The 14,909-nt window shown below is 75.8% G+C and carries 13 protein-coding genes; 9 read left to right on the top strand and 4 right to left on the bottom strand.

Annotated features, from left to right (window positions below; translation table 11 throughout):
* Nucleotides 1–70: 70 nt before the first annotated feature.
* On the bottom strand, nt 71–523 hold the full coding sequence (locus tag ACFUVW_RS13415) for a hypothetical protein (protein ID WP_430571828.1): 453 nt from the start codon (nt 521–523) through the stop codon (nt 71–73).
* Nucleotides 524–719: 196 nt separating this feature from the next.
* On the opposite strand from ACFUVW_RS13415, the gene ACFUVW_RS13410 reads away from it, so the two are divergent.
* The 4 genes from ACFUVW_RS13410 to ACFUVW_RS13395 all read left to right on the top strand — a co-directional run bounded on the left by ACFUVW_RS13410 (nt 720) and on the right by ACFUVW_RS13395 (nt 6,979).
* Nucleotides 720–1,472, top strand: coding sequence for a BTAD domain-containing putative transcriptional regulator (locus tag ACFUVW_RS13410; RefSeq protein WP_430571827.1), 753 nt, complete (start codon nt 720–722; stop codon nt 1,470–1,472).
* 181 nt (nt 1,473–1,653) lie between these two features.
* Nucleotides 1,654–3,003, top strand: coding sequence for an MFS transporter (locus ACFUVW_RS13405; RefSeq protein ID WP_430571826.1), 1,350 nt, complete (start codon nt 1,654–1,656; stop codon nt 3,001–3,003).
* Nucleotides 3,000–5,312 carry a molybdopterin oxidoreductase family protein gene (locus ACFUVW_RS13400; RefSeq protein ID WP_430571825.1) on the top strand — a complete coding sequence of 771 codons (2,313 nt, stop codon included), beginning with the start codon at nt 3,000–3,002 and terminating at the stop codon, nt 5,310–5,312. The genes ACFUVW_RS13405 and ACFUVW_RS13400 overlap by 4 nt, the downstream gene beginning before the upstream one ends.
* Nucleotides 5,309–6,979: an FAD-dependent oxidoreductase gene (locus ACFUVW_RS13395; protein ID WP_430571824.1), complete on the top strand. Its 1,671-nt coding sequence runs from the start codon at nt 5,309–5,311 to the stop codon at nt 6,977–6,979. The genes ACFUVW_RS13400 and ACFUVW_RS13395 overlap by 4 nt, the downstream gene beginning before the upstream one ends.
* On the opposite strand, the gene ACFUVW_RS13390 is transcribed toward ACFUVW_RS13395, so the two are convergent.
* Complete coding sequence (locus ACFUVW_RS13390) at nt 6,946–7,677, bottom strand: class I SAM-dependent methyltransferase (protein WP_430571823.1); 732 nt, start codon at nt 7,675–7,677, stop codon at nt 6,946–6,948. The genes ACFUVW_RS13395 and ACFUVW_RS13390 overlap by 34 nt on opposite strands.
* A gap of 25 nt (nt 7,678–7,702) precedes the next feature.
* Between ACFUVW_RS13390 and ACFUVW_RS13385 the strand changes: the two genes are divergently transcribed.
* The 5 genes from ACFUVW_RS13385 to ACFUVW_RS13365 all read left to right on the top strand — a co-directional run bounded on the left by ACFUVW_RS13385 (nt 7,703) and on the right by ACFUVW_RS13365 (nt 13,336).
* On the top strand, nt 7,703–8,173 hold the full coding sequence (locus ACFUVW_RS13385; RefSeq protein ID WP_430571822.1) for an AAA family ATPase: 471 nt from the start codon (nt 7,703–7,705) through the stop codon (nt 8,171–8,173).
* A 103-nt stretch (nt 8,174–8,276) separates the two neighbouring features.
* On the top strand, nt 8,277–10,985 hold the full coding sequence (nirB, locus tag ACFUVW_RS13380; protein ID WP_430571821.1) for a nitrite reductase large subunit NirB: 2,709 nt from the start codon (nt 8,277–8,279) through the stop codon (nt 10,983–10,985).
* Entirely contained in the window at nt 10,982–11,401 is a 420-nt protein-coding gene (gene nirD / locus ACFUVW_RS13375; protein WP_430571820.1) for a nitrite reductase small subunit NirD, read from the top strand. Before nirB ends, nirD begins: the two co-directional genes overlap by 4 nt.
* Nucleotides 11,398–12,195 (top strand): uroporphyrinogen-III C-methyltransferase, encoded by a 798-nt coding sequence (gene cobA, locus ACFUVW_RS13370; RefSeq protein ID WP_430571819.1) that lies wholly within the window; start codon nt 11,398–11,400, stop codon nt 12,193–12,195. Before nirD ends, cobA begins: the two co-directional genes overlap by 4 nt.
* A gap of 43 nt (nt 12,196–12,238) precedes the next feature.
* Nucleotides 12,239–13,336, top strand: coding sequence for a uroporphyrinogen-III synthase (locus ACFUVW_RS13365; RefSeq protein WP_430571829.1), 1,098 nt, complete (start codon nt 12,239–12,241; stop codon nt 13,334–13,336).
* 28 nt (nt 13,337–13,364) lie between these two features.
* On the opposite strand, the gene ACFUVW_RS13360 is transcribed toward ACFUVW_RS13365, so the two are convergent.
* A complete protein-coding gene (locus ACFUVW_RS13360) occupies nt 13,365–14,180 on the bottom strand; it encodes a DUF899 family protein (protein WP_430571818.1) in 816 nt (271 codons plus the stop codon).
* 72 nt (nt 14,181–14,252) lie between these two features.
* A partial coding sequence (locus ACFUVW_RS13355) for a TOBE domain-containing protein (RefSeq protein ID WP_430571817.1) occupies nt 14,253–14,909 on the bottom strand: 657 nt, incomplete at its 5' end.

Raw genomic sequence — 14,909 nt, 5'->3', positions numbered from 1 at the left:
GCGCCGCCCCGGCCGTGACGATCGCGGCGGCCGCGGCCGCCGTCGTGGTGCGAAGTCGCATGACGCCTCCTCAGGACCGGCCGCGATAGGTGCCGGACGAGCACTGGGCCTTCGACGACGTGGACGTGCAGACCTGGATCTTCACGGTCTGACCCTCGTCGTAGGAGAGGTTGAACCGGGTCTCCGTGCCGTCGCCCTTCGCGTAGAAGACGGCGGGGCCGCTCCTGCCGACCCAGAGCTTGACGATGGCCTTGCGGTCGTTGTCGTGGTCGTCCCAGATCGTCAGGTGCTCGCCGCGCGCGATGAACTGGGCCATCACGCTCTCGCCGTTGCTGTACTTGACCGTCTTCTCGTAGACGGAGATGCCGCCCGCGTCGTTCGGGTCGTCCCAGTCCGCGCCGTAGTCGTTCCAGGACGCCGCCGTCGTCGCGGGAGCGGCCGTCGCCGCGGTGCCGCCCAGCAGGCCGAGGCCCGCCGCGCCGACCGCCGCAGCGGCCAGTGTCCTTCGCGTGCTGTGTCTCATGGTTCCTCTCCGTGCTGTCGGGAGCCGCCGTCGTGCGGCGGCCGATGCCCCACCGTGCCGACCCCCGCTTTCCTCGTCCTTCCCTCTCGCTTCCGTCCCGCTTTCTCGCCCGCGTCGCGTACTTTTCGTCGCCCCGATCACCTCTTGAGGGGAGTGGGCGCCCGGGGAGTGGGACCCGCCGGACGGAGGGGGAGCGATGCGCTTCGAGGTGCTGGGACCGGTACGCGTGACGCACGGGGACGACGTCGCGCCCGTCGCCGGAGCGGTACGCCTCGGCCTCCTGGGGCTGCTGCTCGCGCACGCCAACGCCCCGGTGCCGGCGGAGACGCTGCTCGACGCGCTGTGGGACACGACGGACTCTCCCGACCCGCAGCGGCTGCACCTGACCGTGCACCGCCTGCGCCGCGCCATGGGCGAACCCGAGCGGCTGCTGCTGGATCCGGGGGGCTACGTGCTGCGGGTCGCGCCGCGCGAGCTGGACGCCCAGGTCTTCGACGAGGTCCTGGAGCAGGCCGAGCACACCGACGACCCGTGCCGGCGGGCCTCGCTCCTGCGCCGCGCGCTGCGGCTATGGCGGGGCGAGGCGTACCAGGGGCTGGACCTGTGCCCCCTGGCCGGTGACGCCGAGCGGCTCACCGAGCGCCGCGACGCGGCCCGCGAGCAGCTCTACGCCGCCGAGCTCGACTGCGGGCGGCACGAGACCGTGGTGGCGGACCTCGCGGCCCTGGTGCGCCGGCACCCCCTGCGCGAGCACCTGCACGCCCTGCTCATGACGGCGCTCTGGCGCAGCGGTCGGCAGGCGGACGCGCTCGCGGTCTACCGGGCGGTCCGGCGCACGCTGGTCGACGAGCTCGGGGTGGAGCCCGGGCCCGAGCTGCGCGACCTCGAACGGCGCATCCTGGCGGGCGGCGACGACCTGACGCCCCGCGCGGTCTCCCCGGTGGCCTGAGCCTCACAGGCCGGCGGCGAAGCCTGTGCGATCGTGCTCACGCGCATTTCACGGCCCGACGTCGGGCGTCGAAACACCGTCTTCCTAGCGTCGGACCACCGGCCCGACGACGCGCCGGTGGTTCCAGGCCAGTTCGAGACCACCGCCCGGCGTCGTCGGGCCCGCGCACAGGAGGACACACATGGTTGCTCCGACCGCTGCCCCGGCACCGGCGGCCGCACCTCCGGGGGCGCACGCCCGGCCCGGTCGCTGGATCGACGAATGGCGGCCCGAGGACCCGGAGTTCTGGGCGGGCGGGGGACGCCGCGTCGCGCGCCGGAACCTCGCCCTGTCGGTGTTCGCCGAGTTCCTCGGGTTCTGCGTGTGGGCGCTCTGGTCGATCGTCGTGCCGCAGCTGCCCGCCGCCGGGTTCACGCTCACCACCGACCAGATGTTCTGGCTCATCGCGGTGCCGTCGCTGGTCGGCGCGACGCTGCGCATCCCGTACACCCTCGCGGTGCCGGTGTTCGGCGGCCGGACGTGGACGGTCGTGTCGGCGTCGCTGCTGCTGATCCCGACGCTGGCGCTGGCGGTCGTCGTGCAGCGGCCGGAGACGTCGTTCGGCGTGCTGCTCGCCGTGGCGGCTCTGGCCGGCTTCGGCGGCGGCAACTTCGCGTCCTCGATGGCGAACATCTCGTTCTTCTTCCCCGAGCGGGAGAAGGGCGCGGCCCTCGGCTGGAACGCCGCGGGCGGCAACCTCGGCACCGCCGTCGTGCAGCTCGTCGTCCCGCTCGTGATCGCCACCGGCGCGGGCGTGGCGCTGGAGCGGGCGAGCCTCGTCTTCGTCCCGTTCGTCGTGCTCGCGGCGTTCCTCGCCTGGCGGTTCATGGACAACCTGTCCGCGGCGAAGGCTGACCCGCGGTCGTTCGCGGTGGCCGTGCGCGAGCCGCACACCTGGGTCATCTCGTTCCTGTACATCGGCACGTTCGGGTCGTTCATCGGGTTCTCCGGGGCCTTCCCGACGCTGCTGGCCGGGCAGTTCCCCGAGGTGAGCCTGTCGCTGGCGTTCCTCGGGGCGCTCGTGGGGTCGGTGGCGCGGCCGCTCGGCGGGATCCTCGCCGACCGCGTCGGCGGCGCCGTCGTCACGGTCGGCTGCTACGCGGTGATGATCGCCGGGGCGGTCGGCGCGATCTCCGCGCTCGGCAGCCACCGGTTCGGCCTCTTCTTCGCGTCGTTCCTCGTGCTGTTCGTCGCGACCGGCGTCGGCAACGGGTCGGTGTACCGGATGATCCCCGCGGCGTTCCGCGTCGCTGGGGCGGGGCGCGACGCCGCCGCGACGGCCCGCGCGGCCGCCGGCTGCATCGGCATCGCCGGGGCCGTCGGCGCGCTCGGCGGGTTCCTCGTGCCGCGCGGGTTCGCGATGTCGACGTCGATGACGGGCTCGCTGGTCGCCGCGCTGTGGGTGTTCGTCGGGGCGTACGCCGTGATGGCGGTCGTCACGTGGGCGGTGTACGCCCGGCGCGGCACGGCGATGCGGGCGGCGCGCGTATGACGACGGTCGGGGCCGCGGTCGCCACCCACTGCCCGTACTGCGCCCTGCAGTGCGGCATGGACCTCGCGCCCGCCGGTCCCGCGTCGGGGAGCCGGGCGGGACTGCCCGTGACGGTGACGCCGCGGCAGTTCCCCACGAACGGCGGCGGGCTGTGCCAGAAGGGGTGGACCAGCGCGACGGTGCTGCGTGCGACGGACCGGCTCACGACGCCGCTCGTCCGCGGAGCCGACGGCGCGCTCGCGCCGGCGCCGTGGGACGACGCCCTCGACCGCGTCGCCGCGCGTCTCGAGGGGCTGGCCGTCGAGCACGGCCCCGAGGCGGTGGCGGTGTTCGGCGGCGGTGGGCTGACGAACGAGAAGGCGTACGCCCTCGGCAAGTTCGCCCGCACCGTGCTGCGCACGCCGAACATCGACTACAACGGCCGGTTCTGCATGTCGTCGGCCGCCGCCGCGGGGAACCGGGCGTTCGGCCTGGACCGCGGGCTGCCGTTCCCGGTGACCGACCTTGCCGGGGCCGGCGCGATCCTGCTGCTCGGCTCCAACGCGGCCGAGACGATGCCGCCGTTCGTGCAGCACATCGCCGGTGCGCGCGCCGGGGGCGGGCTCGTCGTCGTCGACCCGCGACGGTCCGCCACCGCCCGCCTCGCCGGGCCGGGCGAGGGCGTGCACCTGCAGCCCGTGCCGGGCACCGACCTCGTGGTGCTGCTGGCGCTGCTGCACGTGCTGGTGGCGGAGCGACTGGTCGACCGGGAGTACGTGGCCCGGCGCACCACGGGGTTCGACGACGTCGCCCGCTCGGCCGCCGCCTGGTGGCCCGAGCGCGCGGAGACGGTGTGCGGCGTCCCGGCCGAGGAGCTGCGGCGGGTGGCGCGGCTGCTGGCCGCGGCGTCGCCGTCGCGCGGGGGCCGCGGGGCGTACGTGCTCACGGGCCGCGGCGTCGAGCAGTCGGCCCAGGGCACCGCGACCGTGACGGCGGCGATCGACCTGGCGCTGGCCCTCGGGCTCCCCGGGCGCGTGGGCTCGGGGTACGGCTGCCTCACCGGGCAGGGCAACGGGCAGGGCGGGCGCGAGCACGGGCAGAAGTGCGACCAGCTGCCCGGCTACCGGAAGATCGACGACCCGGCGGCCCGCGCGCACGTCGCCGGGGTGTGGGGCGTAGACCCGGGGACGCTGCCCGGGCCGGGGGTGCCCGCCGTCGAGCTGCTGACCTCCCTCGGCGCCCCCGGCGGGCCGCGCGCGCTGCTGGTGCACGGCTCGAACGTCGTCGTCTCCGCGCCGAACGCCGACCGCGTGCGGGAGCGCCTCGCCGCGCTCGACCTGCTCGTGGTGTGCGACGTCGTGCCGTCCGAGACCGCGCTCCTGGCCGACGTCGTGCTCCCCACCACCCAGTGGGCCGAGGAGGAGGGCACGATGACGAACCTCGAGGGGCGCGTGATCCGCCGCCGGCGCGCTGCGGACCCGCCGGGCGAGGCCCGGTCCGAGCTGTGGATCCTCGCCGAGCTCGCCCGCCGCCTGGGCTCCGACGTCGCCTTCCCGACCGACCCCGCCGTCGTGTTCGACGAGCTGGCGCGCGCGTCTGCGGGCGGCGTCGCCGACTACTCCGGGCTCAGCCACGCCCGCCTCGACGCGCACGACGCCGCCGGCGGCGCAGGGCTGTACTGGCCCTGCCCGGCTGCCACCCCCGAGCTGTCAGGGCCACGGGCAGGTTCTGACGGTTCTGGCCCTGACGACTCCGAAGCGCGGAAGTTGTCAGGACCACACGCAGGTTTTCGTGACCCTGGTCCTGACAGGTCGCCGGGCGAGCACCCCGGGACGCCGCGCGTGTTCCTCGACCGGTTCGCGACGCCGGACGGCCGGGCGCGGATGGTCGCGGTGGACCACGCCGGCCCGTCGGACGACGTGCGCCCGGACGCCCCGACCTACCTCGTCACCGGGCGGGTGCTGCAGCACTACCAGTCGGGGGCGCAGACGCACCGGGTGCCGGAGCTGGAGCGGCTCGTGCCCGAGCCGTACGTCGAGCTGCACCCGCTGCTGGGACTGCGCGTCGGCGTCGGGGACGGGGCACGGGCGCGGCTGACCTCGGCGCGCGGCGTCGTCGAGGCGACCGCGCGCTGGACGGATGCCGTCCGCCCGGACACCGTCTTCATGCCGTTCCACTGGAGCGGCGCGGGCAGCGTCAACCGCCTCACGACCGACGCCGTCGACCCGGTCTCCGCCATGCCCGAGTTCAAGGTCTGTGCGGTGTCGGTGACGCCGGCCGTCCCCGACCTGGCCGCGACGGCCGTCGAGACCCTGGAGGTCCCCGCATGAGTCACGACCCGCAGCAGGGCCTGCGCGTGCCGCACCGGGTGGTCGTGATCGGTCACGGCATGGTGGGCGCGCGCCTCGCCGACGAGCTGTCCCGGCGCGACGCCGACGGTGCGCTCGACGTCACGGTGCTCGGCGCCGAGCCGTACGAGCCGTACAACCGCGTGCTGCTGTCGGACGTGGTCGCCGGGCGCACGGACGTCGCGGCGATCGGCATGCCCACGGTCGACGACGGCCGCACCCGGGTGCTGCGGGGCACGGCCGCGGCGGTCGTCGACCGGGACGCTCGCGTGGTCGTGACCGACGACGGGGCCCACCACCCCTACGACCACCTGGTCCTCGCTACGGGCGCCGCCGCGCGCCTGCCCGACGTGCCCGGTCTCGGTTCCGGCCCCGCGTCCCTTCCCGCCGGGGTGCACGCGCTGCGCACGCTCGACGACGCCCGCGAGGTGGTCGCCGCCACCGTGAACACGCCGCGGGCCGTGGTCGTCGGCGGCGGGGTGCTGGGCGTGGAGATCGCGCTCGGGCTGGCCGGGCGGGGCCTGCCCACGACGCTCGTGCACGGCGCGGGCGCACCGATGGACCGGCAGCTCGACGACCAGGCGGGCGCCGTGCTGCGCGCGGGCCTGGAGGCGGCGGGCGTGGCCGTGCGGACGGGCGTGCGGCCGCAGGAGCTGCTCCTCGTCGGGGGCCGGGCCGTGGGCGTGCGGCTCGACGGCGCGACCACCGAGCCGGGGGAGACGCTCGGCGTGGGCCTGGTCGTCCTCGCCTGCGGCACCGCGCCGGAGACGGCGCTGGCGCGGCGGTCCGGGCTCGCCGTCGAGCGGGGTGTCGTCGTGGGGCCGGACCTGGCGTCGGTCACCGACCCGCGCGTCTTCGCCGTCGGTGACTGCGCGCAGCCGCCGGAGGGGTCGCGCGGCCTGGTCGCGGAGGGCTGGGACCAGGCGAGGCGGCTCGCCGAGCACCTGGTGGCGCTCGCGGCCCGGCCTCGCGCGGCGGCGGTGGTCGAGGGACCGCGCGAGCACCTGCGGCTGCCGGGAGACGGCACGTCTCCGTCGATGGCGGTGCGCCTCGGGACCCTGCTGTCGTCGCGCGCGCCGGGGGCGCGGGCCGGCGGCGTCGACGCCCGGGGCACCGACGTCGTGAAGGTCAAGGCCGGGCCGCTGAGCGTGGTCGCGATGGGCCGCTGCGGCTCCGGCCGCGTCCCGGCGCCGGGGGAGCGGGCCGTGCGCCTCGGCGACCCGGCCGCGGGGCGCTACGTGGAGGCCGTGGTGGCCGGCGGCGTCCTGGTGGGTGCCACGTGCGTGGGCGACGCCCGCGTGGCCGCCGACCTCACCGCCGCCTACACACGCCGCACGCCCGTGCCCGCCGACCCGGCGTTCCTGCTGCTCACGCCCGTCATGCCCGCCGCCGAGCCGGCGTCCAGCCCCGAGCACATGCCCGACGACGCCACCGTCTGCCGCTGCAACGGCGTCACCAAGCACGACGTCGCCGCGTGCGTGGCCGACGGCGCGACGACGCGGGAGGACGTCGCGCGCGCGACGCGCGCCACCACCGGCTGCGGCAGCTGCACGGAGGCGGTGTGCGGGCTGGTGGAGTGGCTGTCGAGCACGACGGCGAGGCCGGAGACGGAGGATCAGGAGGTCGGGGAGGTCCACTCGAGCGTGTAACGGAAGAACAGCCGCTGGCGGAACCGCGCACCCGGCAGCACGCGGCGGGCGGTGTCTCGGACCTCGCCGTACGACTCGCGCGAGTCGCGCATCGGCACGGGCGGGCCGTCGTCGCCGGGCACCTCGGCGGGCCCACGGGATCGGCCCAGGCTCTTGATCATCCCGACGACGGGGTTGACGAACGACGAGACCAGGTCGACGGCCAGGTCGCGCGGCGCGCCGATCCGCGCCAGGCCGACCACCAGCAGCCGCCCGCCGGGGGCCAGGACGCCGGCGGCGTGCCGGAGGGTGGGCTCGAGGTCCAGGTGGTGCAGGGAGGCGACCATCGTCACGACGTCGAACGACCCGTCGGCAGGGACGTCCTCGAACCGGCCGTGCCGCACGGTCACTCCCGGGTCTCCCGCGAACCGCGCGGCGGTCACCTCGGCCATGGCGGCGTCCGCGTCGAGCCCGACGACGGTGGCGCCCGCGCGCCGCAGCCGGTCGACCAGCAGGCCGGTGCCGCAGCCGACGTCGAGCGCGCGGCGCCGGCGTCGCGGCAGCCGCCGCAGGATCCAGCCGTGGAAGTGGTCGTTGTGGCTCCACGGGTACCGGTCGTTGAGCCGGCCGAGCCACCGTCCGACGGCGCGGACCCCCGGGTTCGTGGTCGTGCGCGGGTCGAACGTCCTGGTCGGCATCGTCGTCGGCGTCGTCGGCATGGACAGCGAGGGTAGCGTCACGACCGTGTCGCACCTCGTCCTGCTGTGCGGACCCGCCGGAGCGGGCAAGTCCACGCACGCCCGCCGCTGGGTGCCCGACGGTTACGCGGTCGCGTCCCTCGACGAGCTCGCCTGGGCGGCCGGGCACGCGGCCGTGCACCCGCTGCCGGACGACGCGGCCCAGCGGGTGGCGGACGCCCTGCGGTCCCGGGTCGAGATCCTCCTCGACCAGGGGCGCGACGTCGTCGTCGACTCGTCGTTCTGGTCGCGCGCGTCGCGGGACGAGTACCGGGCGCTCGGCGCGGCGCACGGCGCCGACACCCTCGTCGTCTACGTGGACACGCCCCGCGACGTCGCGCTCGCCCGGGTGGCCGCCCGGGCCGCCGCGCACCCGCACGACGTCGTCCTGACGCCGGAGACGGCCGCCGCCTTCCACGACGGCTTCCAGGTCCCGACCCCGGACGAGGGGCCGCTGGAGGTCGTCCCGGGCTGGTGACGGTGCTCCTCTCGCGCGCCATGTTTCGCGCGTGAGGCAGATGTTCCCGTGAGGTAACCGCGGCCTGACGGCCGTGACACGGCGGCTTCCTAGCGTCAGCGCCATGAACGAGACGCAGGGCACGCCCCCCAGCCCCCGGCCGGACGCGCGGCACGTCGTCGTCGTGGGTGGCGGCATGGTCGCGCAGCGGTTCGTCGAGGCGCTGCGGGCGCGCGACGACGCCGGCGCCTGGCGCGTGACCGTCTTCGCCGAGGAGCCGCGCAAGCCGTACGACCGCGTGGGCCTCACCCGCTACTTCGAGGTGCGCGACGCCGAGGAGCTCACGCTCGGCGACCCGGCCCTGTGGGACGACCCGCTGGTCGACCTGCACCGCGACTGCGCCGTCGCGTCGATCGACCGCGCGGCGCGGACCGTCACCGACCGGCTCGGCCGCGTGCACGCCTACGACGAGCTGGTGCTCGCCACGGGCTCGAGCGCCGCGATGCCGCCCATCGACGGCAACGACCTGCCGGGCGTCTTCGTCTACCGCACCATCGACGACGTCGCGGCGCTGCGCGGCTGGGTGGAGGCCAAGCGCGAGGCGGGGCGGGTCGAGACGCGGGGCGGCGTGGTCGAGCGGCCGGTGCGCGGCGCCGTCGTCGGCGGCGGCCTGCTCGGGCTGGAGGCGGCGGGTGCGCTCAAGGCGCTCGGCGCGCAGGCCACGGTGATCCAGTTCGGCACGCACCTCATGGACGTGCAGATCGACCTGGGCGGCGGGCACGCGCTGAAGCGGCTCATCAACGACAAGGGCATCTCCGTGCGCACCGACACGGCCACGAAGGCGATCCGCCCGCACCGCCGCACCGGGCACGTGGGCCGGATGGACTTCGCGGACGGCGGGCGGCTCGACGTGGACGTCGTCGTGATGGCCACGGGCGTGCGGCCCCGCGACGAGCTGGCCCGCGCGGCCGGGCTCGAGATCGGCGAGCGCGGCGGCGCCGTCGTCGACCTCTCCTGCCGCACCGCCGACGAGCACGTCTGGGCGATCGGCGAGGTCGCCTGCATCGAGGGACGCTGCCTCGGCCTGGTGGCGCCCGGCAACACGATGGCGGAGGTCGTGGCCGACCGGCTGCTCGGCGGCGAGGCCACGTTCCCCGGCGCGGACACGGCGACGAAGCTCAAGCTCTCGGGCGTCGACGTCGCGAGCTTCGGCGACGCGCACGGCCGCACCGAGAAGTCGGTCGAGATCGTGTGGGCCGACCCGCTGCGGGGCATCTACAGCAAGCTCGTGATGGCCGACGACGCGCGCACCCTGCTGGGCGGCGTCTTCGTCGGCGACGCCGGGCCGTACGCGTCGCTGCGGCCGATGCTCGGGGCGGAGCTGCCGGGCGACCCCAGCGCGTTCCTGCTGCCGGAGGGCGCCGGCGGCGCGCCGACGCTGGAGCTGCCCGACGACGCGAACGTCTGCTCCTGCAACAACGTCTCGGCCGGCACGATCCGGGGCGCGGTCAACGGGTCGTTCGAGGGGCACGAGTGCACGGACGTCGCGGGGGTCAAGGCGTGCACGCGGGCCGGCACCACGTGCGGCGCCTGCCTGCCGCTGGTCACCAAGCTGACGAAGACGGAGCTGGCCAAGGCCGGCGTCGAGGTGAGCAACGCGCTGTGCGAGCACTTCGAGCTCTCCCGCGCCCAGCTCTTCGACGCCGTGCGCGTGGCGGACCTGCACACGTTCAGCGAGATCATCGCCCGCTTCGGGCGCGTGCCCGACGGAGCCAGTGACGCCGGCCGAGGCTGCGACATCTGCAAGCCCACGGTCGGTTCGATCCTCGCCAGCCTCGGCAACGGGCACATCCTCGCGGGCGAGCAGGCCACGCTCCAGGACACCAACGACCACATGCTCGCCAACATGCAGAAGGACGGCACCTACTCCGTCGTCCCGCGCATGCCGGGCGGCGAGGTGACGCCCGAGGGGCTGATCGTCGTCGGGCAGGTCGCCAAGGACTTCGGCCTCTACACGAAGATCACCGGCGGCCAGCGGATCGACATGTTCGGCGCCCGCGTCGAGCAGCTCCCCGAGATCTGGCGGCGGCTCGTGGACGCCGGGTTCGAGTCCGGGCACGCGTACGGCAAGTCGCTGCGCACCGTGAAGTCGTGCGTCGGGTCCACCTGGTGCCGGTACGGCGTGCAGGACTCGGTCGGCATGGCCGTCGAGCTCGAGCTGCGGTACCGCGGCCTGCGCTCCCCGCACAAGCTCAAGCTCGGCGTCTCCGGCTGCGCCCGCGAGTGCGCCGAGGCGCGGGGCAAGGACGTCGGGGTCATCGCCACCGACCAGGGCTGGAACGTCTACGTGGGCGGCAACGGCGGGCAGACGCCGAAGCACGCGCAGCTGCTCGCGGAGAACCTCACCTCCGCGGAGCTGCTACGCACCATCGACCGCTTCCTCATGCTGTACATCCGCACCGCCGACCGCCTGCAGCGCACCGCCCCCTGGGTCGAGGAGTACGAGGGCGGGCTCGACGCCATCCGCCAGGTCGTCGTCGAGGACTCCCTCGGCATCGGAGCAGACCTCGACGCCGCGATGGCGAAGCACGTCGAGGGGTACGAGGACGAGTGGAAGGCCGTGCTCGAGGACCCGGAGAAGCTGGCCCGGTTCGGCTCCTTCGTCAACGCCCCGACCAGGCCCGACCCGGCGCTCGCGTACGTGCCGGAGCGCGGGCAGAAGCGCCCGGCCACCGCGGAGGAGGTCGCGTCCGGGAGCGCCGACCCCGAGCTCGTCTCCACCCTCACCAGCCCCGTCCTCGTCGCCGGCCCCACCCTGGAGGTGCGCGCATGACCGCCCTGATCCCCACCGCCCCCGCTGTGCCCGGGAGCGCCCTCGTGGACGGCCCCGGGTGGACCGCCGTCTGCCCGCTGGACGCGCTGGCCCCCGAGCGCGGGGCCGCCGCCCTGGTGACCGGCTCGGACGGCGAGGAGCTGCAGGTGGCGCTGTTCCGCCTGCTGGACGGCACGGTCTGCGCCGTGCAGCAGCTCGACCCGTACTCGGGCGCGAACGTGATGTCGCGCGGCATCGTGGGCACCCGCGGCGGCACGCCCACCGTGGCGTCGCCGGTCTACAAGCAGGTCTTCGAGCTGCACACCGGCCGCTGCCTCGATGCGGCCGGCAAGGAGCCGCGCGCCGGGCTGGCGGGCGACCTGGCGTCGTACCCGGTCGTCGTGTCCGGCGGCGTCGTGCACGTGGGGATCGGATGACGACGCCCGGCGCGGCCCCCGGCCGGGTCACCCTCGTCGGTGCCGGGCCCGGGGCCGCCGACCTGCTCACCTACCGCGCCTGGCGCGCGCTGACCACGGCCGACGTCGTCGTCACCGACCGGCTGGTGCCGCGCGAGGTGCTCGACGACCTGGACCCCGGCGTCGAGGTCGTCGACGTCGGCAAGACGCCCGGCCGGCACACGCTGCCGCAGCAGGAGATCGACGCGCTGATCGTGGCGCGCGCCCTCGCCGGCGAGCACGTGGTGCGGCTGAAGGGCGGCGACCCGTTCGTCTTCGGCCGCGGCGGGGAGGAGGTCGCCGCCTGCCGCGCCGCCGGCGTGCCGGTCGAGGTCGTGCCCGGGGTGTCGTCCGCGCTGGCCGCGCCCGCGCTGGCCGGGGTGCCGCTGACGCACCGCGGCACGACGACGGCGTTCCACGTCGTCACGGGCCACACCCGCGAGGGGGTCGGCGACGTGCTCGACGACGTCTCCGTCGCGTGCGTGACCTCCCGCGCGGCGACGCTCGTCGTGCTCATGGGGGTCGCGGCCCTGCCCGGGATCGTCGCCCGCCTGCTGGACGCGGGCGCCGCGCCGGGGACGCCCGTCGCTATCGTGGAACGAGGTTCGCTGCCCGACCAGCGGGTCACGCGCGTCGCCCTCGACCTGGCCGCCAAGCGTGCCGAGGAGGTCGGGGTCCGCGCGCCGGCCGTGGTCGTGATCGGCGACGTGGCCCACGAGGAGCTGCTGGAGGTCGCGGGTGTCGCAGGAGAGGCCGCAGGACGGGCCGGTGGCTGAGGCCGTCGCGCTGCATCGCCCCACGCCCGCGCTGGGCCAGGTGATGGCGGGCTGCACGGTGCTCGTCACGGCGGACCGCCGGTCCGGGGAGCTGGCCGCCGCGCTGGAGCGCCGCGGCGCCGCCGTCCGGCACGCGCCCGCGCTGAGCATGATCCCGCACGTGGACGACGACGCCCTGATCGCCGCGACGCGCGCCCTCGTGGCCGACCCGCCCGACGTCGTCGTCGCGACCACCGGCGTGGGGTTCCGTGCGTGGATCGAGGCCGCCGACGCGCACGGCCTCGCCGACGACCTGCTGGCGGTCCTGGGCCGGTCGCGGATCGTCGCGCGCGGGCCCAAGGCGCGCGGCGCCATCCAGGCCGCGGGGCTGCAGGCCGACTGGGTCGCGGAGTCCGAGACGTCGGCCGAGGTCGCCGAGGTGCTGCTCAGCGAGGGCGTGAGCGGGCTGCACGTCGCCATCCAGCACCACGGGGCGGGCGCCGACGGGTTGGACGTCGTGTTCGAGAAGGCGGGCGCCCGGGTGTCCGCGCTGGTCGTGTACCGGTGGGGGCCGTCGCCCGACCCGGCCGCCGTCGAGGCGTCCGTGCGCGCCGCCGCGGCGGGGGAGATCGACGCCGTCGCGTTCACGTCCGCGCCCGGCGCCGAGGCGTGGCTGCGGGCCGTCGAGGCCCAGGGCCTGCGCGACGCGGTCGTGGCGCGGTTCGTCGAGGGGTCGATGGTGGCCGCCGCCGTCGGCCCGGTCACCGCTCGCCCGCTGGAGTCGCGCGGCATCCCCACCCTGCAGCCGGAGCGCGGGCGGCTCGGCGCGCTCGTGCGGTCGATCGTGGGGCACTACGAGCACCTGGAGTCCGTGGCGCTGGCCACCGTCGCCGGCCCCCTCGTCATCCGGGCGCGCGTCGCCGTCCTCGACCAGCAGGTGCTGCCCCTGTCGCCCACCGGCGTCGAGGTGCTGCGGCTGCTCGCCTCCGCGGGCGGCGACGTCGTGCCGCGCGAGCGGGTGCTCGACGTGCTGCCCGGCAGCTCCCGCGACCCGCACGCCGTCGAGGTCGCCGTCGCCCGACTGCGCGACGCCACCGGCCGCCGTGACCTGGTCAAGACCGTCGTCAAGCGGGGCTACCGGCTGGAGCTGGCGCACGACTGACGTCGAGCTCGTCGGCAGGGCCGGGACGTCAGTGGTGGTGGTCGTGGCGTCCCAGCGTCGTCTCGGGGGTGGCGCCGGGCCGGGTCCACTGCGCCGTAGGGCGGCTCGTCGGGCCCCACGTCGCGCGCCCGTCGGCGTCCGTGCGCCAGTACCAGCAGATCGGGGCGCCGTGCCCGCCCACCGGCGCGCCGGCGTCGGGCGCCTCGGGCCAGCCCTCCGGGTCGTCCTGCCACGCCTCGCGCCGGCCGTAGGGCGTCATGTCGAGCAGCCCGAGCGTCGTGTCGGCGGGCTCGTTGCCGCGGCCGGTCGTCGAGTACGTGAGGAACGCGCGGTCGCCTGCGCGGAGGTAGCACGTGAGGTGACCTTCCTCGGTGCGCAGGGACGCCTCCACGCCCCGCACCGAGAACCAGGGCTGGGGGTAGCCCATGAACGCGACGTATGGCTCGACCTCGTCCCACGACCCGGAGGTGAGGGCGGCGAACGAGACGCCGCGGGCGTTGGGGTAGGACGCGTCGCGCAGGTGCCACAGGTTGAACGTGCAGCCCTCGCACTGCCCCTGCGGCGGCGCGCCGTCGTACCACATGGAGTGGTAGACGACGAGCTCGTCGCGGCCCGCGAAGACATCGAGGAACGGGACCGGGCCGTGGGGCCCGACGACCGTGGCGGCGGCGTCGACCTCCACCATCGGCAGCCGCCTGCGGGCCGCGGCGATCGCGTCGCCCTCCCGGGTGTGCGCCTTCTCGCGGACGAGGAGCTCGTCGCGCGCAGCCTGCCAGGTGGCGTGGTCGACGACGGGCGGGCGGCCCGGGCCGGGCGCGGTCGGGGGGAGCGTGCTGCTCGTCATGGTGCCTCCTCGGGTGTGTCCGGGGAGACCGCGGCCGGGGCCCGAACTCATCGCGGTCCGGCCGGGCAGCGGTCAGGCAGGGTAGACGTCGACCTCCGCGGCCTTGACGGTCAGCCACACCCGCGCGCCGGGCACGAGGGACAGCTCGGCGGCCGACTGCGGCGTGACGTCGGCGGCGAGGCGGTCGGTGCGCACGCGCACGAGGTCGCCGCGCGGCTCGAGGGAGCGCACGGTGGCGCGGAACGTGTTGCGGGGGGAGCCGTGCTGCTCGTCGAGGTAGACGGCGACGGCGGCGGGGCGGAAGACGGCGGTCGTCGGCGTCCCGGTGGCGAGGCCGTCGGCGGGCGTGCGGCCGTGCACCACCTCGCCCGTCGTGGTGCGGACGCCGTCGCCCGTCCACGTCCCGGCGAGGAGGTTGAGCCCGGCGATCTTGGCCGCGAACGCGCTGCGCGGCCGGCTCAGCACCTGGGCGGTCGGGCCGCGCTCGACGACGCGCCCGCCCTCGACGACGGCGACCTCGTCGGCGAGCAGCAGTGCGTCGAGGACGTCGTGGGTGGTGATGACGGCGGTCTGGTCGGCGAGCAGGTGCTTGAGGGTCTGCCGCAGCTCGGGCGTGACGTCCACGTCGAGGGCAGCCATGGGCTCGTCGAGCAGCAGCAGCCGAGGCTCGGCCGCGAGCGCCCGCGCGACGGCGACCCGTTGGGCCTGGCCGCCCGACAGGGTCGACGG

It is taken from the genome of Isoptericola sp. NPDC057391, from assembly GCF_042668085.1.
Lineage (GTDB): Bacteria > Actinomycetota > Actinomycetes > Actinomycetales > Cellulomonadaceae > Isoptericola.
The sequence above is the reverse complement of the archived record's forward strand: the minus strand, read 5'-3'. Positions and strand labels throughout refer to the sequence as shown.

What these genes read in the sequence shown, in the direction of transcription:
- ACFUVW_RS13405 (WP_430571826.1), top strand. Translation starts at nt 1,654, where the DNA reads ATGGTTGCTCCGACCGCTGCCCCGGCACCGGCGGCCGCACCTCCGGGG.
- ACFUVW_RS13365 (WP_430571829.1), top strand. Translation starts at nt 12,239, where the DNA reads ATGGCGGGCTGCACGGTGCTCGTCACGGCGGACCGCCGGTCCGGGGAG.
- ACFUVW_RS13360 (WP_430571818.1), bottom strand. Translation starts at nt 14,180, where the DNA reads ATGACGAGCAGCACGCTCCCCCCGACCGCGCCCGGCCCGGGCCGCCCG.
- nirD (WP_430571820.1), top strand. Translation starts at nt 10,982, where the DNA reads ATGACCGCCCTGATCCCCACCGCCCCCGCTGTGCCCGGGAGCGCCCTC.
- ACFUVW_RS13400 (WP_430571825.1), top strand. Translation starts at nt 3,000, where the DNA reads ATGACGACGGTCGGGGCCGCGGTCGCCACCCACTGCCCGTACTGCGCC.
- nirB (WP_430571821.1), top strand. Translation starts at nt 8,277, where the DNA reads ATGAACGAGACGCAGGGCACGCCCCCCAGCCCCCGGCCGGACGCGCGG.
- ACFUVW_RS13410 (WP_430571827.1), top strand. Translation starts at nt 720, where the DNA reads ATGCGCTTCGAGGTGCTGGGACCGGTACGCGTGACGCACGGGGACGAC.
- ACFUVW_RS13395 (WP_430571824.1), top strand. Translation starts at nt 5,309, where the DNA reads ATGAGTCACGACCCGCAGCAGGGCCTGCGCGTGCCGCACCGGGTGGTC.
- cobA (WP_430571819.1), top strand. Translation starts at nt 11,398, where the DNA reads ATGACGACGCCCGGCGCGGCCCCCGGCCGGGTCACCCTCGTCGGTGCC.
- ACFUVW_RS13390 (WP_430571823.1), bottom strand. Translation starts at nt 7,677, where the DNA reads ATGCCGACGACGCCGACGACGATGCCGACCAGGACGTTCGACCCGCGC.
- ACFUVW_RS13415 (WP_430571828.1), bottom strand. Translation starts at nt 523, where the DNA reads ATGAGACACAGCACGCGAAGGACACTGGCCGCTGCGGCGGTCGGCGCG.